This is a genomic window from Flavobacterium sp. W22_SRS_FK3 (assembly GCF_052113665.1).
Lineage (GTDB): Bacteria > Bacteroidota > Bacteroidia > Flavobacteriales > Flavobacteriaceae > Flavobacterium.
The window spans coordinates 166503-189857 of sequence record NZ_JBGQOF010000005.1 but is presented as its reverse complement, the minus strand read 5'-3'; the positions used below and the strand labels follow the sequence as shown (position 1 = coordinate 189857).

The 23355-nt window shown below is 30.7% G+C and carries 27 protein-coding genes; 18 read left to right on the top strand and 9 right to left on the bottom strand.

Annotation, left to right across the window (positions count from 1 at the left end):
• Window positions 1–130 precede the first annotated feature (130 nt).
• Window positions 131–940, top strand: a complete 810-nt coding sequence (locus ACEN2I_RS06830; protein ID WP_441765349.1) for a M48 family metallopeptidase — start codon at window positions 131–133, stop codon at window positions 938–940.
• Window positions 941–979: 39 nt separating this feature from the next.
• Here ACEN2I_RS06830 and folP read toward each other — a convergent pair whose 3' ends face one another.
• Window positions 980–1819, bottom strand: a complete 840-nt coding sequence (gene folP, locus ACEN2I_RS06825; RefSeq protein ID WP_441765348.1) for a dihydropteroate synthase — start codon at window positions 1817–1819, stop codon at window positions 980–982.
• 149 nt (window positions 1820–1968) lie between these two features.
• Here folP and ACEN2I_RS06820 point away from each other — a divergent pair, with 149 nt between their 5' ends.
• The 6 genes from ACEN2I_RS06820 (at window position 1969) to ACEN2I_RS06795 (ending at window position 7685) form a co-directional block, all read left to right on the top strand.
• Window positions 1969–2517, top strand: a complete 549-nt coding sequence (locus ACEN2I_RS06820; RefSeq protein ID WP_441765347.1) for a DUF1599 domain-containing protein — start codon at window positions 1969–1971, stop codon at window positions 2515–2517.
• Between the two features lie 28 nt (window positions 2518–2545).
• Window positions 2546–3646, top strand: coding sequence for a BT_3928 family protein (locus ACEN2I_RS06815; RefSeq protein WP_441765346.1), 1101 nt, complete (start codon window positions 2546–2548; stop codon window positions 3644–3646).
• 238 nt (window positions 3647–3884) lie between these two features.
• Window positions 3885–4904, top strand: a complete 1020-nt coding sequence (gene porQ, locus ACEN2I_RS06810; RefSeq protein WP_441765345.1) for a type IX secretion system protein PorQ — start codon at window positions 3885–3887, stop codon at window positions 4902–4904.
• A gap of 9 nt (window positions 4905–4913) precedes the next feature.
• On the top strand, window positions 4914–5513 hold the full coding sequence (locus ACEN2I_RS06805; RefSeq protein ID WP_441765344.1) for a murein L,D-transpeptidase catalytic domain-containing protein: 600 nt from the start codon (window positions 4914–4916) through the stop codon (window positions 5511–5513).
• A gap of 35 nt (window positions 5514–5548) precedes the next feature.
• The gene (cmk, locus tag ACEN2I_RS06800; protein WP_441765343.1) at window positions 5549–6241 is read left to right on the top strand and encodes a (d)CMP kinase; all 693 of its coding nucleotides are present in this window, start codon (window positions 5549–5551) and stop codon (window positions 6239–6241) included.
• A 67-nt stretch (window positions 6242–6308) separates the two neighbouring features.
• Window positions 6309–7685 carry a nucleoside permease gene (locus ACEN2I_RS06795; protein WP_441765342.1) on the top strand — a complete coding sequence of 459 codons (1377 nt, stop codon included), beginning with the start codon at window positions 6309–6311 and terminating at the stop codon, window positions 7683–7685.
• A gap of 17 nt (window positions 7686–7702) precedes the next feature.
• Here the strand turns inward: ACEN2I_RS06795 and ACEN2I_RS06790 are convergent, their stop codons facing one another.
• Genes ACEN2I_RS06790 through ACEN2I_RS06770 form a run of 5 tightly spaced genes read right to left on the bottom strand, consistent with a single transcriptional unit; the run spans window position 7703 to window position 10607 of the window.
• Window positions 7703–8185 carry a nuclear transport factor 2 family protein gene (locus ACEN2I_RS06790; RefSeq protein ID WP_441765341.1) on the bottom strand — a complete coding sequence of 161 codons (483 nt, stop codon included), beginning with the start codon at window positions 8183–8185 and terminating at the stop codon, window positions 7703–7705.
• Between the two features lie 51 nt (window positions 8186–8236).
• Window positions 8237–8761: a hypothetical protein gene (locus tag ACEN2I_RS06785; protein ID WP_441765340.1), complete on the bottom strand. Its 525-nt coding sequence runs from the start codon at window positions 8759–8761 to the stop codon at window positions 8237–8239.
• 15 nt (window positions 8762–8776) lie between these two features.
• Entirely contained in the window at window positions 8777–9250 is a 474-nt protein-coding gene (locus tag ACEN2I_RS06780; RefSeq protein WP_441765339.1) for a hypothetical protein, read from the bottom strand.
• A gap of 6 nt (window positions 9251–9256) precedes the next feature.
• Complete coding sequence (locus tag ACEN2I_RS06775; RefSeq protein WP_441765338.1) at window positions 9257–9934, bottom strand: peptidoglycan DD-metalloendopeptidase family protein; 678 nt, start codon at window positions 9932–9934, stop codon at window positions 9257–9259.
• Between the two features lie 7 nt (window positions 9935–9941).
• A complete protein-coding gene (locus tag ACEN2I_RS06770) occupies window positions 9942–10607 on the bottom strand; it encodes a spermidine synthase (RefSeq protein ID WP_441765337.1) in 666 nt (221 codons plus the stop codon).
• A 103-nt stretch (window positions 10608–10710) separates the two neighbouring features.
• Between ACEN2I_RS06770 and ACEN2I_RS06765 the strand changes: the two genes are divergently transcribed.
• Together ACEN2I_RS06765 and ACEN2I_RS06760 are read left to right on the top strand one after the other, a co-directional pair.
• Window positions 10711–11229 (top strand): 1-acyl-sn-glycerol-3-phosphate acyltransferase, encoded by a 519-nt coding sequence (locus tag ACEN2I_RS06765; protein ID WP_441765336.1) that lies wholly within the window; start codon window positions 10711–10713, stop codon window positions 11227–11229.
• A gap of 99 nt (window positions 11230–11328) precedes the next feature.
• Window positions 11329–12339, top strand: coding sequence for a hypothetical protein (locus ACEN2I_RS06760; protein WP_441765335.1), 1011 nt, complete (start codon window positions 11329–11331; stop codon window positions 12337–12339).
• A gap of 125 nt (window positions 12340–12464) precedes the next feature.
• On the opposite strand, the gene ACEN2I_RS06755 is transcribed toward ACEN2I_RS06760, so the two are convergent.
• The gene (locus ACEN2I_RS06755; RefSeq protein WP_441765334.1) at window positions 12465–12878 is read right to left on the bottom strand and encodes a helix-turn-helix domain-containing protein; all 414 of its coding nucleotides are present in this window, start codon (window positions 12876–12878) and stop codon (window positions 12465–12467) included.
• A 310-nt stretch (window positions 12879–13188) separates the two neighbouring features.
• On the opposite strand from ACEN2I_RS06755, the gene ACEN2I_RS06750 reads away from it, so the two are divergent.
• The 4 genes from ACEN2I_RS06750 (at window position 13189) to ACEN2I_RS06735 (ending at window position 18105) form a co-directional block, all read left to right on the top strand.
• The gene (locus ACEN2I_RS06750) at window positions 13189–14343 is read left to right on the top strand and encodes a M14 family metallopeptidase (RefSeq protein ID WP_441765333.1); all 1155 of its coding nucleotides are present in this window, start codon (window positions 13189–13191) and stop codon (window positions 14341–14343) included.
• Window positions 14344–14420: 77 nt separating this feature from the next.
• Window positions 14421–14900 carry an Lrp/AsnC family transcriptional regulator gene (locus tag ACEN2I_RS06745; protein WP_007805990.1) on the top strand — a complete coding sequence of 160 codons (480 nt, stop codon included), beginning with the start codon at window positions 14421–14423 and terminating at the stop codon, window positions 14898–14900.
• Window positions 14901–14992: 92 nt separating this feature from the next.
• A complete protein-coding gene (locus tag ACEN2I_RS06740) occupies window positions 14993–17578 on the top strand; it encodes a phosphoenolpyruvate carboxylase (protein ID WP_441765332.1) in 2586 nt (861 codons plus the stop codon).
• Between the two features lie 11 nt (window positions 17579–17589).
• A complete protein-coding gene (locus ACEN2I_RS06735) occupies window positions 17590–18105 on the top strand; it encodes a DinB family protein (RefSeq protein ID WP_441765331.1) in 516 nt (171 codons plus the stop codon).
• Between the two features lie 3 nt (window positions 18106–18108).
• Here ACEN2I_RS06735 and ACEN2I_RS06730 read toward each other — a convergent pair whose 3' ends face one another.
• Both ACEN2I_RS06730 and ACEN2I_RS06725 read right to left on the bottom strand, forming a co-directional pair.
• Complete coding sequence (locus tag ACEN2I_RS06730; RefSeq protein WP_441765330.1) at window positions 18109–18246, bottom strand: SsrA-binding protein; 138 nt, start codon at window positions 18244–18246, stop codon at window positions 18109–18111.
• 207 nt (window positions 18247–18453) lie between these two features.
• Window positions 18454–19356: a right-handed parallel beta-helix repeat-containing protein gene (locus tag ACEN2I_RS06725; RefSeq protein WP_441765329.1), complete on the bottom strand. Its 903-nt coding sequence runs from the start codon at window positions 19354–19356 to the stop codon at window positions 18454–18456.
• Between the two features lie 379 nt (window positions 19357–19735).
• On the opposite strand from ACEN2I_RS06725, the gene ACEN2I_RS06720 reads away from it, so the two are divergent.
• The 5 genes from ACEN2I_RS06720 (at window position 19736) to ACEN2I_RS06700 (ending at window position 23332) form a co-directional block, all read left to right on the top strand.
• On the top strand, window positions 19736–20335 hold the full coding sequence (locus tag ACEN2I_RS06720; RefSeq protein ID WP_441765328.1) for a DUF1684 domain-containing protein: 600 nt from the start codon (window positions 19736–19738) through the stop codon (window positions 20333–20335).
• Window positions 20335–20985 carry a TatD family hydrolase gene (locus ACEN2I_RS06715; RefSeq protein WP_441765327.1) on the top strand — a complete coding sequence of 217 codons (651 nt, stop codon included), beginning with the start codon at window positions 20335–20337 and terminating at the stop codon, window positions 20983–20985. The genes ACEN2I_RS06720 and ACEN2I_RS06715 overlap by 1 nt, the downstream gene beginning before the upstream one ends.
• A gap of 33 nt (window positions 20986–21018) precedes the next feature.
• Window positions 21019–21738 carry a tRNA threonylcarbamoyladenosine dehydratase gene (locus ACEN2I_RS06710; RefSeq protein ID WP_441765326.1) on the top strand — a complete coding sequence of 240 codons (720 nt, stop codon included), beginning with the start codon at window positions 21019–21021 and terminating at the stop codon, window positions 21736–21738.
• Between the two features lie 15 nt (window positions 21739–21753).
• Window positions 21754–22416, top strand: a complete 663-nt coding sequence (locus tag ACEN2I_RS06705; protein WP_441765325.1) for an HAD family hydrolase — start codon at window positions 21754–21756, stop codon at window positions 22414–22416.
• Between the two features lie 73 nt (window positions 22417–22489).
• A complete protein-coding gene (locus tag ACEN2I_RS06700; protein ID WP_441765324.1) occupies window positions 22490–23332 on the top strand; it encodes a DUF2911 domain-containing protein in 843 nt (280 codons plus the stop codon).
• Window positions 23333–23355 lie beyond the last annotated feature (23 nt).

Genomic DNA, 23355 nt, shown 5'->3' with positions numbered 1-23355 from the left:
ATCTTTATTTAAAACGAACTTTCGAAATGTGTTAATTTAAAAGTTAAAATTATACTACTTTACTTAAAAATTGTATAAAATATAATATGGAAAACACACTAATTTTACTCTATTCTAAAACATAAAAATTATGAAAAAATATTTATCCATAACGGCTCTTATATTAGTAGTTTTTTCCTGTGCTACAAATCCTCTAACAGGCAAAAAGAATCTTAATTTTGTTTCTAATAGCGAATTATTTCCTTCTTCTTTTCAACAGTATGACACTTTTCTAAAAGAAAATAAAGTGATTTCAGGAACTTCTGATGCAAAAAAAGTAGAAGCTGTAGGGTTCAGAATTAAAGCAGCAGCCGAAAAATATTTAACTTATTTAGGACAAACACAATATCTTAAAGACTATCGTTGGGAATATAAATTAGTAGATAACAAAGAGGTAAATGCATGGTGTTTACCGGGAGGTAAAATCGTGGTGTATTCCGGTATTTTGCCAATTACACAAGATGAAGCAGGTTTGGCTACCGTTATGGGACATGAGGTTTCTCACGCTTTGGCAAATCATGGTGCGCAAAGAATGAGTGCAGCACAATTACAGCAATTAGGTGCAGTTGGAGTAGCAGTTGCAACCGGAGGGCAAAGTGCAGAAAACCAGGAAATGTGGCAAAAATATTATGGGCTGGGCTCAGAGGTAGGCGTGATGCTGCCTTTTAGCAGGAGTAATGAAAGCGAAGCAGATAAAATTGGTTTGACACTTATGGCAATTGCAGGATACAATCCTGATGATTCCATTGCATTTTGGACCAGGATGTCTGCTAAAGGAGGATCTGGAACTCCTGAATTTTTAAGCACCCACCCGTCTGATGCCACTAGAATTGCTAATTTAAAATCATTGATTCCACAGGCTAAAGCAACTGCAGCAAAAGTTGGAGTAGTTTATAAATAATTAAAAATAAATTTTTTAAAGTTAAGTTTAAAAGAAGTTTCAATAGGAGGCTTCTTTTAAACTTATTTTATTTAACAAAGTCACGCATTCCATCGCTTCTTTAACATCGTGAACCCGAAGTATTTTTGCCCCTTTTGTCAAAGCAATTGTATTAATAACTGTAGTTCCGTTTAAAGCTTCCTGAGCAGAATTATCAAGTGTTTTATAAATCATTGACTTTCTTGAAACTCCAGTCAAAACCGGTAAATCTAACGAATTAAAAAGTTCCATTTTTTGTAAAACTTCATAATTTTGATCGTTAGTTTTGGCAAACCCAAAACCCGGATCTAAAATTAAATCGTTAATTCCGAGCCTTCTGGCTTGTTGTACTTTTTCAGAAAAATAGAAAAGCATTTCTTTTGCAATATCATCATATTTTGTTAGACTCTGCATTGTCTGAGGGTTTCCACGCATGTGCATCATTATATAAGGAACATTATATTGTGCAATAACGCCAAACATTTTATCATCTAATTCTCCTGCTGAAATATCGTTTATAATAGCAGCACCATTTTCTATGCTTATTTTTGCGACTTCAGATCTAAAAGTATCGATTGATAATAATGTTTCCGGAAAATGTTTTAAAACCAATTCTATTACAGGAACAATACGCTCAATTTCATTTTTTTCAGAAACAAATTCAGCACTTGGTTTACTTGAATAAGCACCAATGTCTATAAATGTAGCACCATCAGTTAGCATTTTTTGTACTTGAGAAATAATTTCAGCTTCATTTTTGTATTTTCCTCCATCAAAAAAGGAATTCGGCGTCACATTCAAAATCCCCATCACTTTAGGAATTGATAAATCAATAAGTTGACCTTTGCAGTTTATCAGCATCTGTTTAGTTATTTTGTTTAAGTTTCGAGTTTCAGTTATAGCCATTAACAATTTGTTTAGAAAAAACATGCAACAAAGAAAAGCTGAAACTTGAAACTCTTAAAAAAATCCTTATTTTTGAAGAAATTTTAGCAAATATACAGTAATAAATGAAGAATACTTCCCTTGAATTTGATAATGTAATTACAGTTTGTCGTACACTATATATCAATAAAATGAAAGATTATGGTAGTGCATGGAGAATTTTAAGACTGCCTTCTTTAACTGATCAAATATTCATAAAAGCACAAAGAATCAGAAGTTTACAGGAAAATGAAATCCGAAAAGTGGATGAAGATGAGAAAGGAGAATTCATCGGAATTATCAATTATTCGATTATGGCATTGATTCAATTAGAATTAGGAATTGCAGATCAGCCTGATTTGGATGTTGCAAAAGCAACCCAATTATACGATGCTAAAATTAAACTAACCAAAGAACTAATGGAAGCCAAAAATCATGATTATGGAGAAGCCTGGCGTGATATGCGTGTAAGTTCGTTAACTGATTTGATTATTCAGAAACTGCTTCGGGTAAAACAAATTGAAGATAATAAAGGAAAAACTTTGGTTTCTGAAGGTATTGATGCCAATTATCAGGATATTATTAATTATGCTGTTTTTGCTCTGATTCTGAACCCTATTTCGCTAAAAGAATAAATTTCAAATTAAATCCCAAATTTTAAAAATGAAAAATATCATTACCCAATTCTCACGCTTATTTGTCGGCATACTATTTATAATTTCCGGACTAATAAAACTAAATGATCCTGTTGGTTTCTCTTATAAGTTAGCAGAGTATTTTAGCGAGCCGGTTTTTAATATGCCATTTTTAGAGCCATTGGCTTTAGGACTAGCAATTTTTTTAGTGATTTTAGAAGTAGTTTTAGGTGTAATGTTACTGGTTGGTTATAAAACTAAAATTACGATTTGGGCTTTATTACTCTTAATCGTTTTCTTTACCTTCCTTACGTTCTACTCAGCTTATTTTGATGTAGTAAAAGATTGTGGTTGTTTTGGAGACGCTTTACATTTAACGCCTTGGCAATCGTTTACTAAAGATGTGATATTGCTTTTCTTTATCTTAATTTTATTCTTTAATCAAAAATTAGTAAAGCCATTATTTTCAACTCCACAAACTAATTTTGCTGTTTATGTGAGTGTTTTTTTATGTGCATTTATGGCAGTCTGGGTTCTGAATCATAATCCGATAAAAGATTTCCGTCCTTATAAAGTTGGGACTAATATAAAGAAAGGAATGGAAATTCCTGAAGGTGCCCCAAAATCTGTAGTTGAAATGATTTTCATTTACAAAGTAAATGGCGTTGATAAAGAATTTACCGAAAAAGATTTAATGAATATTCCTGAAGGAGCGACTTTTGTTGATCGAAAAGACAAAATAATTATGGAAGGTTATGTGCCGCCAATTCACGACTTCACCATGACAAAAGGTGATTCTGATTATAAAGAGGAATTGTTGAAAGAACCTAAATTATTACTTTTCGTTACTTATGATTTGACTTTATCGGAACCAGCTGGAATGAAAAAATTAGAAGCTTTAAATAAAGAAGCTCAATCTAAAGGTTATAAAGTGGTTGCCATGACTGCTTCAGGAGCTGAAGAAATTGCAAAAGCAAAAAAAGAATACGGTTTGAATATAGACTTCTATTTTTGTGATGCAACAGCTTTAAAAACTATCGAAAGAGCTAATCCAAGTATAATTGTTATTCATAATGGCACTATCATTCAAAAAGTGCATTATAATGATGTTGATAAATTAAATTTATAAATTTTTTATGTAAATATTTGATTTTCATATTTTAAAAAATCCAGATTCTAAATTCGACTGTAATTTTCAGTTTTTTAGAATTTGTTTTTTTTTAAAATACTTATATGTTTTTTTGTATTTTTGTCTTGTTTAAATAAAAAAAATCTATTTAGAAATTATATTTTAAAACATAAATGTTACAGAATTATAATTTTATCTTCATATCTCCGTTATAATGCAGATTAAGCTCTTAACAAACATGTTGAAAAAATTTGTTCTGTCTTTTTTGTTTTTGGTAAATTCCGTTTCTTTTGGTCAAATAGGAGGTCGGTATGTGTATCAATTTTTAAATTTAACAACTTCACCAAGACAGGCGGCTTTAGGAGGAAAATCGATTACAATTTATGATGAAGATGTTAATCAGGTAATGTTTAATCCAGCCACATTAAATGCAGATATGGACAATCATTTAGCAATGAATTACGGTAATTATTATGGTGAGGCATCTTATGGAACCGCTTCTTATGCTTATACTTATGATAGACATGTGCAAACCTTTTATGCAGGTATTAGTTATGTGAATTACGGTACTTTCGAAGGATATGACGAAAATGGTCAGACTACTTCAGAATTTACAGGTAGTGAAGGAGCTCTTTCAATAGGTTATGCATACAATATCCCTTATACAGACATACATTTTGGGGCAAATGCGAAGTTAATTACATCTACTTTAGAAACTTATAATTCTGTAGGCGGTGCATTAGATTTAGGTTTTTTGTTCATTGACGAAAGAAACGATGTAAACTGGGCACTGGCAATACGTAATATTGGAACTCAATTTACGACTTATTCAGGTTTAAAAGAAAAGCTTCCTCTTGAGATTATTGCAGGTGTTTCACAAGAATTAGATCATGTTCCAATTAGATGGCATCTTTCGTTAGAAAATTTGCAACAGTGGAATATTTCTTTTTCGAACCCTGTCCGGTCAGAAAGTAATATTGATGGTTCAACACAGGAAGACAAAGTTTCATTTGTAAATAACGCTTTGAGACATGTAGTTTTTGGTGTAGAACTTTTTCCTCAAAAAGCTTTTAATATTCGATTAGGATATAATTTTAGAAGAGCAGAAGAATTAAGAATTGAGGAACAGCGTAATTTTTCAGGAGTTTCTTTAGGTTTTGGATTAAAAATGAATCGATTAAAATTTAATTATTCGTATTCTAAATATACATTAGCAGCAAATACAAGTCTTTTTGGTTTAAATATTAATCTTCAATAATGATTTTATATGAAAATATTTAATTTAATTTTAGTTGTAGTACTTTCTGGTTTATTTATTAGCTCAAAGCCATACTTTAAAGATGAACCTAATAGTCTTGAAATAGAAAGGATTAATTTTAGAATTGAAGAAATGAAATCAATGTTAGAAGTTGGCTCCAAATACAACTCTAAAATTGCTTTTTTTGTCGATATGAGGATTCCATCCGGAAAAAATCGTTTTTTCGTTTATGATTTGCAAAATAATAAAATTTTAGATCAGGGTCTTGTTGCTCACGGATGTGGTTCAGAGACAGGAATTAAGGGAGATTTGAAATTTAGTAATATGCCTGATTCAAATTGTACTTCGTTAGGAAGATATTCTATCGGCAATAATTATAAAGGAATTTTTGGAAAAGCATATCGATTATTTGGCTTGGACGAAACCAATAGCAATGCTTTCAAAAGAGCAATTGTTTTACATCATTATTCAGCAGTCCCATACGAAGAACAAGATCATTATATCAGCCGTAGCCATGGTTGTCCAATGGTTAATGAACAATTTTTTAAAAGAATTGAAAAAATCATAGATTCTTCAAAATCAAACATCCTTTTAGATATTTATTACTAAAAACAAATAAAACGCCTTAATTTAAAATCAGCACTTTGAAAAACATTACCATTGCTATTGACGGCTTTTCATCAACCGGGAAAAGCACTTTAGCAAAACAATTGGCCAAGGAACTCGCTTATGTTTATGTAGACACTGGAGCAATGTACCGGGCAGTTGCTTTTTTTGCAATGAAAAATAACTTTATCAAGGCGGATTTTTTTGATAAAACAGCTTTAATTGATTCACTTCCTAAAATTCAATTAGAATTTAAGTACAATGCTGATTTAGGCTTTGCAGAAATGTACCTGAATGGAGAAAATGTAGAAAAACAAATCCGTACCATAGAAGTTTCCAGTTTTGTGAGTAAAGTAGCCGAAGTTTCTGAAGTTCGTTCAAAATTAGTAGAGCAGCAACAGCAAATGGGAACCAATAAGGCTATCGTAATGGATGGGAGAGATATTGGAACTGTGGTTTTTCCTAAAGCTGAACTTAAAATTTTTATGACCGCAAGTGCTGAAACCCGTGCACAAAGACGTTTTGATGAATTAAAACAAAAAGGTGATGATGTATCTTATGAAGAAGTTTTAAAAAATGTAGTTGAAAGGGATTATATAGATACACACCGTGAAGATTCCCCTTTAGTAATAGCTGAAGATGCCATTGAAATTGATAACTCATATTTAAACAAGGAAGAACAATTTACAGCTGTTTTGGAATTGGTAAAAGAGGTTGTTAAAATTTCTTAATTATTTGTAGATTTCATTTTTAATGGTAGTTTTACCGCTTCATTTATTTTAAAGACAATTTCATCATATGGGAATTAAAAACAGATTAATTGTAATGAGCTTTCTTCAATTTTTTGTTTGGGGAGCCTGGTTAATTACAATTGGAAATTATTGGTTTGGAACTAAAAACTGGGAAGGTACCCAATTTGGTCTTGTTTTTGGAACCATGGGAATTGCCTCTTTATTTATGCCCACCTTAACTGGAATTATTGCCGATAGATGGATAAATGCTGAAAAACTTTATGGTGTATTACATATTTTATATGCTGTAATATTATTTAGTATTGCTCAGGTTACTACTCCTGAAAATTTTATTTATGTTATGCTTGCAGCAATGTGCTGTTATATGCCAACAATTGCTTTAAGTAACTCCATATCTTATACTTCACTTAAATTAAATAACAAAAATATAGTAAAAGATTTTCCACCTATTCGGGTTTGGGGAACTATAGGTTTTATTGCAGCCATGTGGATTACGAATTTGAGTGGCAGCAAAGCAACCGAGTATCAGTTTTATATAGCCGGAATTGGGGCTTTTATTTTAGGAATTTACTCTTTTACATTGCCAAAATGTCAACCTCAACGTTTGACTAAAGAAGATGCTTCCTGGGTAGAAACTTTAGGCTTAGAAGCCTTTAAATTATTTGGAAACTATAAAATGGCGCTTTTTTTTGTGTTTTCAATGTTTCTTGGTGGTGCATTACAATTAACAAACGCTTATGGTGATGTTTTTTTGGATGAGTTTAAACATTTTCCAAAATATGCTGATTCATTCGTGATTAAATATTCGACAATTATTATGTCGATATCTCAAGTATCTGAAACTTTATTTATTCTGGCAATTCCATTTTTTTTAAGACGTTTCGGAATTAAACAAGTGATGTTGATCAGTATGCTGGCATGGGTTTTACGCTTTGGATTATTTGCTTTTGGAGATCCTGTTACTGGTTTATGGATGATTATTTTATCTTGTATTGTTTATGGAATGGCGTTTGATTTTTTCAATATTTCAGGATCATTATTTGTAGAAAGCAACACAGATTCTAAAATTCGTTCTTCGGCGCAAGGACTGTTTATGATGATGACTAATGGAGTAGGAGCGGTTTTAGGAAGTTTGACATCAGGTTGGGCTATTGATAAATATTTTACAAAGTCTTTTTTAAATACGAAAGAACTTGCAGCATTTTTGGAGACAGATATTTCAAATTCAAAAATGGTGAATTTTGTAAAATCTCAGGGAAATTCAATTTCAACAGATGGAATTTTTGCTAATCCTGTTTTAATGAAAGACTGGCACAATATATGGCTATCTTTTGCAACTTATGCTTTACTTATTGCAATAGCTTTTGCTGTCTTATTTAAACATAAACATGATCCAAAAGAGTTAGAAAATATTGGGCATTAAATAACAAGATTTTTTATTTATGAATTAGTTAAGTTGGGCAATTGAAACTTTTTAAGAGAAAGTAAAGCCTGTTCTTTTATATTGTCCTGAAAGAAACCAGTCCACCCTAATATATATCCGGTAAATCCGAAAGCTTGTTTTGACCATTTCCAAACATCAAAATTATCAGTGTGTTTAATAATTAATCCATCCTGAAAAATAAATTCAGCCGAAACCCTATTAATTACTTTTCTGTTTGTTTTACTAAAATTATAAGTGGCCATCCAATGGGCAGTTCCTGAAAATTCATCTGCTTTGATATTTGAAAATTCAATTTTGAGATTTCCTTTGCTTTTTAAAATTAGCATTTCCCACATTCTAGAAACCATTTCTTCTTTCAAAAGACCAAAAATTGGGTCTATAAAATGAATTTTAGGATGATAGCATTCGCTCATTGTTTCGAAATCAGCATTTGCAAAAGCTGTGTAAAATTTAGCAATTAAATTCTCGTTAGGATTCATTTTAACAAAATTAGAATATAAAAGTAAGATTATTTTTGGTGAAACAGGCTTTTATAAAAGACTAATTGAAGAGGCTGTATCAAAAGTTTTTTTAGATTTGTCAAAAGCAGTTGAAAAATAATTTTTTCTGCTTACTGCCGTAAAATAACCAGTTTGGTTTCCAAACGCATTAGAATTTCCTGTTATTATAAATCGAATTGCATAAATATCCGTTTTTTTTAATTTTGTAAATTCGGATGGTGTAAAATAATAATAAGAAGTGGTTTTTCCTTCTTCCGTTTCTTTACTGTTTCTATCTACACAAGCTATTACGTCTCCATTAACTAAATCAACATAAACACCTCCGGAAATTCTTGCTTGATCATTTGCAGTAGCGATTGTCAATTTTAAAATCCCGCCCTTATCAGTTTTTGCTATCTGGACATCAACCTCTCCTGTAAGAATATATTTTTCACAAATAAAAGTATAGTTTTCAGTTGCCGGAAATGGTTTTGAACCTTTAACACTTATTGTTTGCTGAGCATTGACAAAAGATGAAATAAAAAGAAACAAAAAAAAGGATAATTTAAAATTCATATATTTTATCAGGTATTATTCAATTATTTTGGAATCAAATTTCTCATCCCAATCCATTGATTTTATGGCAGAAATCAAATTTTCATCGTTTACAAAAACACGAAGCTCTTTATTGGCTACCTTTTTTGTGTATAAGGCATGGTAGCGGTAAATCGTTTCCTGTTTGGTTTTATAAACGCCATCTAATTTTAAATCAATAAAACTCCCATAATATTGTCGAAATCTTAAACAGGTTTTGGTTAAGCGTTCCTCAGTTGTATTTTCTATAACTGATTTTGTTACTTCGGTTTCATCGAAAGGTTTGAATTTCGATGTGTTGCATGTTTCAAGAACTCGTTTTCCTAATGAATAGGCTTTGTTTTGCTGATTCGAATTTACTTCGTTCTCTGATACTTTTTTAATTTTTATGTCTTCAGTGGTTCTGCTTACTGTTTTAGATTTGCAACCTAATAATAATAGCAAACATATAATCAATCCTGCTTTCTTCATAACTATTTATGTTATTTTTAATAATAAATTGGGATCAGGGCAGTTTTCAATGTAAAAATTTAAATCTTTTGTACTACAAACCCCAGGATAATCTCCCCAATAATCTCCCACGTCTTTAATAATTTGAAAATGCAAATGTGGTGCATAATCCCCATTAACTTTTGAATTTCCTATTTTTGCAAAATATTCTCCTTTTTTTAAAAAATCACCAACACTAATCCCTTCTATACTTTCTAACGATAAATGTCCATATAAAGTATAAAATTTTTCATTTTCGATTTGATGTTCCAAAATGATAGTTGGGCCATAATCTCCTAAACCAATATTATTTTTGAAGCTATGTATTTTTCCATCAAGTGCAGCTAAAACTGGTGTTTCTGCTTTTATCCAGAAGTCAACACCAATATGAATGTTTCGTTCAGAAATCAAATCACTTTTAAAAATGGAACTCCGCTGATATAAAGTTCGTCTTTCAATATAACCGCCAAAAGCAACTTCGGCATTATTTTTTTTTAAATAATCAATAATGTATTCCTCAAAATCAGCTGAATTTCCTGATTTACTTGCGGTTAAATTCTGATTCTTTACAGATAAATCTAAAGTAATGTACTTAGAATAATCTATAGTTGGATCGATTACTTTTGAGGGCGGGAAATTTTTTAATATAGATGCAAGAGGTTTCATAATAAGATTAGGCAACTTTTTCAATAATAATTAACTCGTTATGGTGTTCTACGCGGGGCAGCATTTTAGTAGCATATAATTTAGGATTTATTTCAGAAATGTATTTACGATTTCTAATATTATGCTTTTCATCAAGTATCATAGTGTTAAAAAGAACAAAACCTTGTTTTTTTAAAATAGAACATACTCTTTCGCTAAAAAAACGTTCAAATAAAAAATTAGGCATATTTGTGTCTTCAAAAACATCAATGATAATTAAATCATATTGGTCTTTAGTTTTCAAAACAAATTCAAAGGCATCATCGATAATAATTTCTAATTGCTTTATTTGAGAAAGGTTAAAATATTCATTTGCAATCTGAATCAGATCATCATCAATTTCGACTCCTGTTATTTTGCCCTTAAATTCAATTTCATCGACCAGCGTTTTTATAACACTTCCTCCGGCAACTCCCAAAACTAAAATATGATTCATTTTTTGAATAGTTTTAAAACCAATATTTCTTAATCCATACCTTAATATACGCTGCAGACTTCCATAAGAGTAATTTGTGTTTTCCGAATCTAAGACTAATTCACCATTAGCCCAGGTAACTTCAATCATCTTACTGCGAGCTGATCTTTTTTTAAATATTTTGATTGGAATTAAATAACTAAATATTTTTTGAATCATTTTTTGCGCTTTTACCCAAATTTAGCATTAATTTTTTTTATTTTGTGCGAAATATGAGATTTTAATGAAGAAACAATTGTATAAATTTCTTTTTTTTAAGCTAATGGGCTGGAAAATAGTTGGGATTGAGAATGCTGAAGTAAAAAAATGTGTGATGATGGTAATGCCTCATACGAGCAATCATGATTTTTATCTGGGAATTTTTACAAGAGGAATATCCGGTTTAGAGATGAACTGGGTAGGAAAGAAAGAATTATTCAAATTTCCATTTGGTTATTATTTTAGAAGTGTGGGAGGTGAGCCACTCGATCGATCAGGAGGCTTGAATAAAGTTGATGCAATTGCATCTATTTTTGAAAGAAAAGATGTTTTTCGATTAGCAGTTGCTCCGGAAGGAACCCGTAGAAAAGTTTCAGAAATTAGAAGCGGATTTTATTACATAGCACTAAAAGCAAAAGTACCTATAATTCCTGTTGCATTTGATTGGAAAAAAAAAGAAGTCAATTTAGGAAAAGCTTTTTTTCCGACAGAAAACTATGAAACTGATTTATTGTCTTTGAAAAAACATTATAAAAAGGTTGAAGGCAAGATTTATAAAAATAGTTTTCATTTTGATCAATAAGAAAGTATTTTGAAAACAGAAAAGTACCTAAATCGGTTAAAGTAAAAAATCCAAATAAATAAGTTTTTCGTACATATAATTAACCTTAAACAATTATATATGAAAAATTTATTTATTACCTCCGCTTTTTTAATTTTACTTTTTGCTTCTTGTGATAATAACGATTCTGATCCTGTTGCTAATAAGTTAGAATCAACTCTGGTCACTTCAAGTAATACTTCTGGAAAAATCACTGTTACAGATTTATTAGCTACAACTGCGATGGTAAAATCTTTTACAATAGCATCGCAGGACGCTGAAGGAATTTCATATAACAGTGAATCAGATGCTGTTATAGTAGCTTCAAGAAGCAATAATAAATTAGAAACGTATACCGGGATTAAAAATGCATTAAAATCAGGAACCGATAATTTGATGCTGTCATTAAGCAGTATAACAGGAGAATTTACAAATGCCAGAGAAACTGCAGTGTCAGGAGATATTGTTGTAGTTGCTCAGGATCAGTTAGATTCAAACGGTATGGTGAATAAGCTTTTTGTCTATAAAAAAACGTCTGCAGGTTTTTCTTTATTAAAAATATTTACCACAGATTTTAAGCTTTGGGGAATTCATATTAACGGCAATGATTTGTATGCAGTTGTAGATTTGACTGGAGATATTGTTTTGTTTAAAGATTTTATGAATAATATTTCCTTAACAACAATTGCTGCAACTAAACGCGTTACAATTGCGGGCTTAATACGCTCACATGGAATAACGTATTCAGCGAGTGATGATATTATGATTTTAACAGATGTTGCCAGTGCTGCATCAGCAACAGATGGGGGATTAATTGTAATTAAAAACTTTTCCACTGTTTTTAATTCAACTGCAGCTTCAGGGACAATTGCTATGGCGAACCAAATTAGAGTTTATGGTCCCAACTCCATGTTAGGTAATCCTGTTGACGTTGCTTATGATCCTGTAACAAAAAAAATATATGTTGCAGAAAGACTGAATGCTGGAGGGGAAGTTTTGACTTATAGCTTTCCACCTACATCGGGCGATTTTGCCCCTTTAAATGTTAGAGCTGAAGCAGGTGTTACTTCTGTTTTTGTTTTAAGAAAATAAAATTACTTTATAATATTTTTATTAATAAATAGCCTTATTTCAAATTTTGAATTAAGGTTATTTTTTTTGCTTAAATAAGACTCCATTAAACTATAAATAATTTTAAGTAAACAAAATTTTAAAATTTAAGGAAGGTAAGTTTTGAATGTTCCGTTTGTATAAAAAAATACAATTTTTTCAATTTCATTTCCTTCTGATTTTAGAATCATGTTTTTTGTATCAGAAAAATTTTCAGACGCTATCTTTTCCTTAGAGATAATTGAAGGTATTTCTGATTTACTTTCTTTTTTTTGAATTACATTTTCATCATTGTTTTTAGGAAAATTTCCTTTGCCACTTAAAATCCAATACAGGTCAACCTCTGGAAAAACTTCCAAAATTTTCATTACAAAATCCAAACTAGGTTTGTTTCTGCCGGATAGGAGATGTGACATACTTGAACGCTGAACACCAATTTTATCTGCAAATGAAGAAGCGTTTAGTGTATAATAATCAAGTATGATTTCTAATCTTTTTACAAAGTCGTCAATGTTTACCATTGTAAATTGTTGTTTTTTAGTTTTGTAGTTATCAATGTAAAAAATAAGAATTTAAGATGTTATTTACAGTTGTAAAATCTGCTAATGTGTGTTTTTTGTTAATTTAATACTATATATAGGTGTGTTTAAAATATTGATAAATAATATATTAAGTATTTAATATTATAAATATTTTTTTTGTGTTAATATTTTTGTAATTTATTTTTTAAAAAGATTATACACTGTTTACATTCTTAAATGTTATATAGATTTATAAGTTTACATTTGTAAAAGTAAAGATTTTTACTTTTGTGAACTAATCGAAAAGCAAATGAATTTAGAAGAAATTTTCAATCAGTACAAAGAGCAGTCAATAGCTGGCAGATATTTAACTTTAGAGCATATTCGACCTCTATTGGATAGAATTAATACTCATGGCCGGGTGAAGATTATTGGAAAATCGGTTTTAGATAAACCTATATATAGCTATGAGATTGGCTCAGGAAAAACAAGAATTTATCTGTGGTCTCAAATGCATGGTAACGAAAGTACAACTACCAAGGCATTATTTGATTTCATTAATGTTTTGAATAGTGGTTCTGAGTTTGCTCAGAATATGCTTGAGACCTTTACATTTTATTGTATTCCGATATTAAATCCAGACGGAGCTGCGTTGTATACTCGTGTAAATGCAAATCAAATTGATTTAAATAGGGATTCTCAAAATTTAACTCAGCCTGAAAGCAGAATTCTTCGTGAAGTTTTTGAGACTTTTAAGCCTCATTTTTGTTTCAATTTACATGATCAGCGTACCATTTTTGGAGCAGGTCAAACCGGCAAGCCTGCTACGGTATCATTTTTAGCTCCTTCTTATAATGAAGAAAGGGAGATTAATGAGAGCAGGTTAAAAGCAGTTAATTTGATTGCTGCTATAAATGATGAGCTTCAAAAATATATACCAGGTCAGGTTGGTCGATTTGATGATTCATTCAATATCAATTGTATAGGGGATACCTTTCAGTATTTAGGAGTGCCAACAATTCTGTTTGAAGCGGGTCATTTTCAAAATGATTATTCGAGAGAGATTACCAGAAAATTCATATTCTTTTCACTTATTATTAGTTTTAAAGCGCTTTTCGAAAACGTTATAGTTAATAATAGGATTGTTGATTATTTGAATATTTCACAAAATAAAGCGGTTTTTTATGATTTTATGTATAAAAATATCAAAATAAATTATGATGGTATCGAAATTATTACGAATTTTGTCGCTCAATACAAAGAAGAATTGATTGATGGCAAAATTCAATTTAATGCTTATATAGTCGAAACAGGAGAATTAGAAAATTACTTTGGGCATTATGAATATGATGCAGAAGGAGCTGAGTATTCAGATGATTTTACCAATTTTCCGAAAACTGATCAAAAAGCAAACTTTTATTTAAATAAAAACGTTAATTTTGTTAACGGATTGATTAAAAGTTAAATTTTATGTGAATTTGTTGTTTTTTATATATATTTTTATACTTTGTAATACAAATTAGTAATATTAATTAAAGAATTATGAGTAAATTTCGTTTAGATGAAGTAGATCACCAGATTTTAGATATGTTAATAGATAATACGAGAGTTCCGTTTACTGACATTGCGAAAAAATTGTTGATTTCTGCCGGAACTGTACATGTTAGAGTAAAAAAAATGGAAGATGCCGGTATAATCATGGGATCTTCATTAGCCTTGGATTACGATAAATTAGGGTATTCATTTATTGCTTATGTAGGGGTGTTTCTTAATAATACATCTCAAACAAAATTTGTATTAGAGCGCATTAACCAAATTCCATTTGTAACAGTAGCATCTGTAACTACGGGGAAATTCAATATTTTTTGCAAAATTAGAGCAAAAGATACTAAGCATGCAAAAGAAGTTATTTTCATGATTGATGATATCGAGGGCGTTTACAGAACTGAAACAATGATTTCATTAGAAGAAAGTATTAACGACAAGAAACGTTTGATGCACACTATTTTTAAAAATATGTAATATTTTCTTGAATGCTATATTAAAAAAATATAACCTCAAGTTTTCTTGGGGTTTTTTTATGACTAAATAACCAATCAACTATAAAAAAGATTATGTACACGTTACCTAAAATAGAACGTTTTAATCAAGATGTTCTCTCTAAATATCATATTTATAATAGTGTTTTTATAACATTACCTTTTGATTCTATTGATAACACAGGGGTTTTGCTACCGTTATTCACAGAAACATGCGAAACAGGATTTAAAAAACAGGAAACTCCAAAAGAAATTTTTGACTTTTTCTCAGATAAATTTTTAAATAATGCATCTGAAACCGAAAAAATAGGTTTAATGTTTCGATTTATTCAGTATATCGAACGTCAAATTGTACTATTTGATGCAATCGAAGATGCGGCTTTTTCTGTTGTGAATAATTTGGAAGGCCGAGGTTCTCTTCGTGATATTAAAGAAAAGTCAGATGCTAAAGAAAAAGACGATGAACTAATTGATTTTCTGGAAAACTTTAATGTAAGAACGGTTTTAACAGCACATCCTACGCAATTTTATCCAGGGCCGGTTCTTGGTATTATAAATGATTTGACAGAGGCGATCAGATTGAATGATTTGTTGAAAATCAAACAATTATTGGCTCAGTTAGGAAAAACTCCCTTTATACAAAATGAAAAGCCAAATCCATACGATGAAGCGGTAAGTTTGATTTGGTATTTAGAAAATGTGTTTTATGAGACTGCAGGAGAAATAGTTCATTATTTACAAAAAAACATTCTTCAGGGAGAAGCAATCCAAAATCAGTTAATAAAACTTGGTTTCTGGCCTGGAGGAGACCGTGATGGAAATCCTTTTGTAACAACCGATATAACATTAAAAGTTGCAGAACGTTTGCGTACTTCAATTTTGAAATGTTATTATGTTGAAATGAGGAATTTAAAAAGAAAGTTAACTTTCTCAGGTGTAGATACTTTGGTATCAGAACTTGAATATAAACTTTATAGGTCTGTTTTTTATTCTAAAGGAGAAATCTATATAACTTTAGATGATTTATTGACTCAGTTGAATAAAATTAGAACCATAATTATAGAAAAACATCAGTCTTTATATTTAGATGAGTTAGAGGCTTTGTTGGTTAAAATTAATTTGTTCGGATTTCATTTTGCTACTTTAGATATACGTCAAAATAGTAGAATTCATAATGCTGTTTTTCATGATGTGGTAAATCATTATTTAAATTCAGATTCAAAAATATTTCCTGAAAATTATTTCGATTTATCTGAAGAAGAGAAATTAGTGGTATTGTCAAAAGTTAAAGGTGATTTGAATCCGGCTGATTTTGAAAATGAAATTACTAAATTGACTTTGGAGTCTGTACAGGCTATTAAAACAATTCAGGAAAATAATGGAGAATTTGGCGCTAATCGTTATATCATTAGCAACAATGAAAGTGCATTGAACGTAATGGAAACATTTGCCATGATTCGTTTAAATAATTGGGATAATCCTACTGTTGATATTATTCCGCTTTTTGAATCAGTAGATGATTTACAAAAGGCACACAAAATAATGGAACAGTTATATACAAATCAAGAATATGGAGCACACTTAAAATCCCGTGGCAATAAGCAGACTATTATGCTTGGTTTTTCTGACGGAACAAAAGATGGTGGTTATTTGATGGCAAACTGGAGTATTTATCAGGCTAAAATTGAACTTACTGAGATTTCCAGAAAATACGGTATAAAAGTTATTTTCTTTGACGGACGTGGCGGACCTCCTGCACGAGGTGGCGGAAAAACGCATAAATTTTATGCTTCATTAGGGCCAAAAATTGAGAATAATGAAATTCAGATTACCGTACAGGGACAAACTATTAGTTCTAATTTTGGAACCTTGGATTCTTGTCGTTATAATATTGAAAATTTATTAAGTGCGGGAGTAACTAATCAGGTTTTTAGTAAAGAAAAAAACGAGCTGAGTGCTGAAGAAACAGAAATTTTAACTCAATTGGCAGATTTAGGATATGATAAATATTTAAGTTTTAAAAATCATCCTAAGTTTATACCGTATTTAGAGAAAATGAGTACATTAAAATACTATTCTAAAACCAATATCGGAAGCCGTCCATCGAAAAGAAGTAAATCTGAACAATTGGATTTTGCTGATTTAAGAGCTATTCCTTTTGTAGGATCGTGGAGCCAATTAAAGCAAAATGTACCTGGATTTTTTGGGGTAGGATCAGCTTTAAAACATTTTGAAGAAACGAATCAATGGGAGAAAGTAAGCGAGTTGTATCATAATTCTTTGTTTTTTAAGACTCTTTTGGAAAATAGTATGATGTCGTTGGCAAAATCATTTTTGCCTTTAACGGCTTACATGAGAAAAGATCCCGAGTTCGGAGAGTTTTGGCAAATAATCTACGATGAATTTGTAGAAACAGAACGTCTTTTGCTTAAAATAGCAGGTCACAAAACTCTTATGGAGAATTATCCTGATGGTAAAGCTTCAATTCAAATAAGAGAACGTATTGTATTGCCTTTATTGACAATACAACAATATGCTTTGTTAAGAATTAATGAATTGAATAAAGAAAAGGTAATCGATCAGGATTTAATTAAAGTATATGAAAAAATTGTGACCCGTTCATTGTTTGGAAATACAAATGCAAGTAGAAACTCAGCTTAAATTTTAAATTTATGAAAGCTTCAGATTTATCAACAAATGAGTATTCTGTTTTTAATGCGACTTATATTAAAGCTGCAGATGATAAAGCATTAATGGAAGGTTTAATCGATGGATTACTTCAGCTGGTTAATTTTGTAAAAAATATTCCGGTTGAAAAATTAGAATATCGTTACGCAGAAGGAAAATGGACAATTAAAGATGTTGTCCTGCATATGATCGATACAGAACGTATTTTTGCCTATCGTGCTTTAAGAATCAGTAGGGGAGATAAAACGCCTTTGCCGGGTTTTGAAGAAAATGAATATGTGCCATTTGCATTTGCTAATTCACGTTCTATAGAAAGCTTATTGGCTGAATATCAAAATGTCAGAAAAGCAACAATTAGTTTTTTTGAAAGTCTGAATGAAGATCAACTTTTGTTTTTTGGAACAGCTTCAAATACTGCTATTTCTGTCAGAGCAATTGGATTTATTATTACCGGACATCAAAATCATCATCTGGGAATAATTTCAGAAAGATATTTGTAATTATTACAAAGCTCGTTTTGTGACATAAGCACGATAACCAATAATAGCCATCTGCCATTTTTTGGCTTTAGCAATATCTAAACCTTGTTTAGTAAAACTAGGTAAAAGGATTTTGTTTATTTTAGCTAAAATTTTATACATAGGAAATTAATTTTTTCAAAGATATAAAAAAGACTTTGCACTTAAGCAAAGTCTTTTTTGTTATATGTTTAAGATCATTTATTTTCTTTCTTAGATTCAGCCATTTTTTCAAACTTCTCATAACTGCTTTTATCCTTTTGTTTCGAAGGTAAAAACAAAAAAAGGCTGTCTGGTTTAGACAACCTTTAAGTGTATTATGGGAGTAAATTAATACAGACGTGTAAATAATCCTTTTTTATTACCGGAGCCTCCGCTGCCTGTAATAGTAATATGTCCTGTATTTCCGTTGCCATCATAACCCCAGGCTAAATTGTTTGTAGCTGTATTATTGGTTACGGTATGTGCAACATTTTGACCTGCGCTTCCTAATTTAAATCCATTTCCGTCTCCATTTGTACCAAAACCATTATTGCTGGCTGTACAATTTTTGATTGTTACTGTATAAGGTTGTCCATAAAGATCCCATCCGTCATCAGAATTGTGATTAGCAGAGCAACTTTCAAAGACATTGTTTTTTCCGGCAGATAATTTACATGCAAAACCATCTGCATTTTCTCCTCCATTTGCCGCGTCATAATTATCGTTCGACTTACAGGAAAGAACGTAATTATCATGTCCTCCGTTATAGATTTGTAAACCCGAATCTCCATTTGCAGAAGTAGTTACATTATAAACATAATTGTAACCACCACTTTGAAAAACAAGACCACAATCAGGTGCATTTTTGATCGTCATACTGGTTATATTCCAGTAACTCCCGTTTACTTTTACACCCCAGCTGCCGGATGGTTGACCTGAACAGTTTAAAACACCTCCAGTAATATTGATTTTTGAACTTGAAGTGCCGCTTTTAGAAAGTTCTAATGTCTGGGTAAGGTTTATTGTGCCGCTAATTTTAATCACATCGCCTGCAACTGCAGATGAAACTGCAGATCTTAATGCAGATTCGGTTGTTACGGTAGTGGTTTTAGCAGTGAGAGAATTGCTTTCAGGTATTGTTTCCTGAACATCAATAGCTGATTGTGTGTCTTTTACAGGATTATCGCTGGTTTCACAGGCAGTAAAAGAAATAATTGACCACAATACGAGTAATTTAAAATTTGTTTTCATAATAATTTAAGTTGATTAATTGGTTAATAAAAATGAGGTTATTAAAATTTGCTATTCTTCTTAATACATGGTTTGAAATTAGAGTACTGATTATCAGTGTGTAATCGATTACGCAAACTTATGTAAAAAAATAATATAAAATACAAAATATTTAAAAAAAACATATTAAAAATGATTATTACTAAATTATTATCAATAAAAAATTGAATAAGTTCAATATATTAACTTAATTTATGTTTGTTCTAATTTTTTTTGTTTAATGCATACCAAATGTATTTTGTGAAATTTATTTTGAGTGTAAAAGAGTGGATAGAATAATAAAAAATAAAACAGAACAATTTAGTTGTTGTTTTTGGTTAATTTTGCTAAAATTTTAATAATGAATAAAATCTTTGTTTTTGTTTTGTTTTTAGCATTTAATACCGGCTTTTGCCAAAAGAAGTTTGATCCAGTAGAGGTTGAGAATTTTCAGAAGAAGATTAATTCTGAATTTGCAGACCCCAAGACAAGTCCGTTGGAGGAGAAGGATTTAAAAAAATTTAAAACGTTAGAATTTTATTCTGCTAACCACAAGTATTTTGTAAATGCAAAATTCATAAAGGCGAAAAATGAAAAAGCTTTCGAAATGAAAACATCGACAGCCAGAAAGCCTAAATACATTAAATTTGGTACTGTTTACTTTGTAATAGATAAAGTTGCATTGCAGTTAAATGTTTATCAGGATGTTCAGCTTTCCAAAACGAATGAATATAAGGATCATTTATTTTTGCCTTTTTCAGATTTAACCTGCGGTAAAGAAAGTTATATTGGAGGAAGGTATATTGATTTGAAAATTCCCAAAGGAAATACTATTTACATAGATTTTAATCAGGCATATAATCCTTATTGTGCGTATAATCACAAATATTCATGTCCAATTGTTCCTTTAGAAAATGACTTAAACGTAGCCATTGAAGCTGGTGTAAAAACCTTTCATTAATGAAATTCTTCAATTTTCATACACATCAATTTACAAATAATCCTGATATTTTGGAATTGGTTAATCAATATCCGCAGGATTTTGATGCTTCAATTCCTTTCTATTCAATTGGAATTCATCCATGGTATATTGTTGAAAATAGAATTGATGCCGATTTAAAAATTATTGGGGAAAAGTTGAAAGAACATAATTGTTTGGCAATTGGAGAATGTGGTCTGGATAAACGAATCGAAATCCCGTTTGAACAGCAGATTTTGGTTTTTGAAAAACAATTGTATTTAGCCGAAAAATATAAAAAACCAGTTGTGATTCATTGTGTAGCTGCTTTTCAGGAAGTTATTGAAATAAAGAAAAAAATGAAAACATCTGTTCCTATGATCATTCATGGATTTTCAAAAAACAGTCAAATTGCGAATCAGCTTATTAAAGAAGGTTTTTATATTTCATTTGGAAAATATTTACTTAGAAATCCTGATTTAAAAAATGTTTTTCAGGGTATTCCAAATGATAAATTTTTTTTGGAAACAGATACAATTGATGAAAGTATTAATGCTGTTTATGATTTGGCTTCTGAATATAAAGAACTAACAATAAGAGATTTAAAACAGGTTATCTCAAGTAATTTTAAAAATGTTTTTAAAACTGAATAAAATTAAAAATAATAAAATATAAATACCAAATATATGGCAGAGTGGACAGAAAGAGCTGAGCTTTTATTTAAAAAAGAAGGGTTGAATAATTTACAAAACTCAAATGTTTTGGTGGTAGGTTTAGGTGGAGTCGGCTCATTTGCAGCAGAATTTTTAGCAAGGGCAGGAGTTGGAAAAATGACAATTGTTGATGGTGATGTGGTTGATATTACTAATATAAACAGACAATTACCAGCTTTGCATTCTACCGTTGGTCAACCTAAAATTACGATTGTGGGTGACCGTCTACAAGATATCAATCCAGAATTGAAACTTACACGTATACAGGAGTTTTTATCCCCAGAACGAGCTTTCGAAATTGTTTCTGAAGAGTTTGATTATGTTTTAGACTGTATAGACAGCGTTACTCCAAAGCTAAATTTAATTATTTCTGCTAAACGTAAAAGAGTCAAAATTATAAGCAGTATGGGGGCTGGAGGTAAAATGGAAGCTTCCAAAGTGAAAGTAACCGATATTACTAATACAGTAAATTGTTTTTTTGCAAAAACGATCCGAAAACGTTTGAAAGAATTTAAAATTGATAAGTTAAAAGTAGTTTTTTCTTCTGAAATTCAGGATGAGTCAAGTTTAAGAATGACTGATGGATCGAATTATAAAAAATCTTTTTACGGAACCAATAGTTATATGCCAGGGTTATTTGGACTGTATGCAGCTGAAACCGTAATTCGTTATTTGATAGAGAATAATAAATAAAGTATTAAAAGAGGAATGATAAAAACAGTAATTTTTGACATGGATGGTGTAATTGTCGACACTGAACCGGTTCACCGTTATGCCTATTATAAACAATTTTCGGAGCTAAATATTGATGTGACAGAAGAAATGTATACTTCTTTTACGGGATTTTCGACACGAAATACGTTTCAGACATTAAAAGTTTTTTTTCCAACAATAGAACAGGGTGTTGAGGATTTGATCCAAAGAAAAAGAAGCATCTTCAATAATGCTTTCGATACTAAGGAAGATTTGTGTCTATTACAAGGAGTTGAAGATTTAATAAAAGATTTACACGCTAACAAAGTCCAGTTGATTTTAGCCTCGTCTGCTTCAAAAGTTACTATCGATCGTGTTTTTACCCGATTTAATCTGCATCAGTATTTTTCTGCAATTGTGAGTGGTGAAGATTTTCCGCAATCAAAACCAGATCCTGCAATTTTTGTACATGCGGCTTCTTTATCAGCTTCTCCGAAAGAAAATTGTATCATCATTGAAGACAGTACTAATGGAATAAAAGCTGCGAAGCGGGCAGGGATTTTTTGCGTGGGTTACCGAAGTGAAAATTCTGAAGGACAGGATTTATCAGAAGCGAATTTAATTATTAATCATTTTAATGAGTTAAATACCTTTAAAATATCACAATTAGGTAACTGAATTAAGTAAAATTTAACTTTTGTCCTTTTTTGAATTTGTAAATTTGAAAAAAAATAAACAGACTTTTAAAAATATGAAAAAATTACTTATTGCATTAGCCGTTATTCTGGCACCTTTTGTTGCAGAAGCACAAATAAAAACACCACAGGCAAGTCCAAAGGGATATATTAAACAAACAGTAGGATTAACTGATGTTGAAGTTACTTATTCCAGACCTGGCGCCAGAGGAAGAGCTGTATTTGGAAATTTAGTTCCGTTTGGAAAATTATGGAGAACAGGAGCAAATGAAAATACAATTATCAATTTTGGAGATGATGTTGTTATTGATGGTAAGACATTAAAAAAAGGAAAATATGCAATTTATACTATTCCTAGAATAGAAAGCTGGGAAGTGATTTTTTATCTTTCTACTGATAACTGGGGATTGCCGGAAAATTGGAGTGATGCTTATGTAGCTTTAAGAACGACTGTTAAAGAAGATGCATTACCAACTCCGGTTGAAACATTTACAATTGGCATCAACGGTTTGGATCAAAATTCTGCTTATTTGGAAATGGCCTGGGAAAACTCGCATGTGGCTCTAAAATTTGAAGTGCCGACTGCAAAAATTGCTACAGCAAGCATTCAAAAAACTTTAGCCGGACCAACATGGAATGATTACTATGCAGCATCTCAATATTTATTTCAATCAAATGGAAATATGATCACTGCAAGAGAATATGTTGACAAAGCCATAGAATTGAGTACTGAAAAACCATATTACCTTACAAGGTTAAAATCATTAATTCAGGCGAGACAAGGTGATAAAGCTGGTGCTATTGAAACAGCTAAGATTTCTTTGGCTGCTTCTGAAGCTGCAAATAATCAGGATTATGTAAAAATGAATAAAGACAGTATTTCAGAATGGAGTAGATAATCTCTAATTTGTGTATAAAACAA

What these genes read in the sequence shown, in the direction of transcription:
- ACEN2I_RS06830 (WP_441765349.1), top strand. Translation starts at nt 131, where the DNA reads ATGAAAAAATATTTATCCATAACGGCTCTTATATTAGTAGTTTTTTCC.
- folP (WP_441765348.1), bottom strand. Translation starts at nt 1,819, where the DNA reads ATGCTGATAAACTGCAAAGGTCAACTTATTGATTTATCAATTCCTAAA.
- ACEN2I_RS06820 (WP_441765347.1), top strand. Translation starts at nt 1,969, where the DNA reads ATGAAGAATACTTCCCTTGAATTTGATAATGTAATTACAGTTTGTCGT.
- ACEN2I_RS06815 (WP_441765346.1), top strand. Translation starts at nt 2,546, where the DNA reads ATGAAAAATATCATTACCCAATTCTCACGCTTATTTGTCGGCATACTA.
- porQ (WP_441765345.1), top strand. Translation starts at nt 3,885, where the DNA reads ATGTTGAAAAAATTTGTTCTGTCTTTTTTGTTTTTGGTAAATTCCGTT.
- ACEN2I_RS06805 (WP_441765344.1), top strand. Translation starts at nt 4,914, where the DNA reads ATGAAAATATTTAATTTAATTTTAGTTGTAGTACTTTCTGGTTTATTT.
- ACEN2I_RS06795 (WP_441765342.1), top strand. Translation starts at nt 6,309, where the DNA reads ATGGGAATTAAAAACAGATTAATTGTAATGAGCTTTCTTCAATTTTTT.
- ACEN2I_RS06790 (WP_441765341.1), bottom strand. Translation starts at nt 8,185, where the DNA reads ATGAATCCTAACGAGAATTTAATTGCTAAATTTTACACAGCTTTTGCA.
- ACEN2I_RS06785 (WP_441765340.1), bottom strand. Translation starts at nt 8,761, where the DNA reads ATGAATTTTAAATTATCCTTTTTTTTGTTTCTTTTTATTTCATCTTTT.
- ACEN2I_RS06780 (WP_441765339.1), bottom strand. Translation starts at nt 9,250, where the DNA reads ATGAAGAAAGCAGGATTGATTATATGTTTGCTATTATTATTAGGTTGC.
- ACEN2I_RS06775 (WP_441765338.1), bottom strand. Translation starts at nt 9,934, where the DNA reads ATGAAACCTCTTGCATCTATATTAAAAAATTTCCCGCCCTCAAAAGTA.
- ACEN2I_RS06770 (WP_441765337.1), bottom strand. Translation starts at nt 10,607, where the DNA reads ATGATTCAAAAAATATTTAGTTATTTAATTCCAATCAAAATATTTAAA.
- ACEN2I_RS06765 (WP_441765336.1), top strand. Translation starts at nt 10,711, where the DNA reads ATGGGCTGGAAAATAGTTGGGATTGAGAATGCTGAAGTAAAAAAATGT.
- ACEN2I_RS06760 (WP_441765335.1), top strand. Translation starts at nt 11,329, where the DNA reads ATGAAAAATTTATTTATTACCTCCGCTTTTTTAATTTTACTTTTTGCT.
- ACEN2I_RS06755 (WP_441765334.1), bottom strand. Translation starts at nt 12,878, where the DNA reads ATGGTAAACATTGACGACTTTGTAAAAAGATTAGAAATCATACTTGAT.
- ACEN2I_RS06750 (WP_441765333.1), top strand. Translation starts at nt 13,189, where the DNA reads ATGAATTTAGAAGAAATTTTCAATCAGTACAAAGAGCAGTCAATAGCT.
- ACEN2I_RS06745 (WP_007805990.1), top strand. Translation starts at nt 14,421, where the DNA reads ATGAGTAAATTTCGTTTAGATGAAGTAGATCACCAGATTTTAGATATG.
- ACEN2I_RS06740 (WP_441765332.1), top strand. Translation starts at nt 14,993, where the DNA reads ATGTACACGTTACCTAAAATAGAACGTTTTAATCAAGATGTTCTCTCT.
- ACEN2I_RS06735 (WP_441765331.1), top strand. Translation starts at nt 17,590, where the DNA reads ATGAAAGCTTCAGATTTATCAACAAATGAGTATTCTGTTTTTAATGCG.
- ACEN2I_RS06730 (WP_441765330.1), bottom strand. Translation starts at nt 18,246, where the DNA reads ATGTATAAAATTTTAGCTAAAATAAACAAAATCCTTTTACCTAGTTTT.
- ACEN2I_RS06725 (WP_441765329.1), bottom strand. Translation starts at nt 19,356, where the DNA reads ATGAAAACAAATTTTAAATTACTCGTATTGTGGTCAATTATTTCTTTT.
- ACEN2I_RS06720 (WP_441765328.1), top strand. Translation starts at nt 19,736, where the DNA reads ATGAATAAAATCTTTGTTTTTGTTTTGTTTTTAGCATTTAATACCGGC.
- ACEN2I_RS06715 (WP_441765327.1), top strand. Translation starts at nt 20,335, where the DNA reads ATGAAATTCTTCAATTTTCATACACATCAATTTACAAATAATCCTGAT.
- ACEN2I_RS06710 (WP_441765326.1), top strand. Translation starts at nt 21,019, where the DNA reads ATGGCAGAGTGGACAGAAAGAGCTGAGCTTTTATTTAAAAAAGAAGGG.
- ACEN2I_RS06705 (WP_441765325.1), top strand. Translation starts at nt 21,754, where the DNA reads ATGATAAAAACAGTAATTTTTGACATGGATGGTGTAATTGTCGACACT.
- ACEN2I_RS06700 (WP_441765324.1), top strand. Translation starts at nt 22,490, where the DNA reads ATGAAAAAATTACTTATTGCATTAGCCGTTATTCTGGCACCTTTTGTT.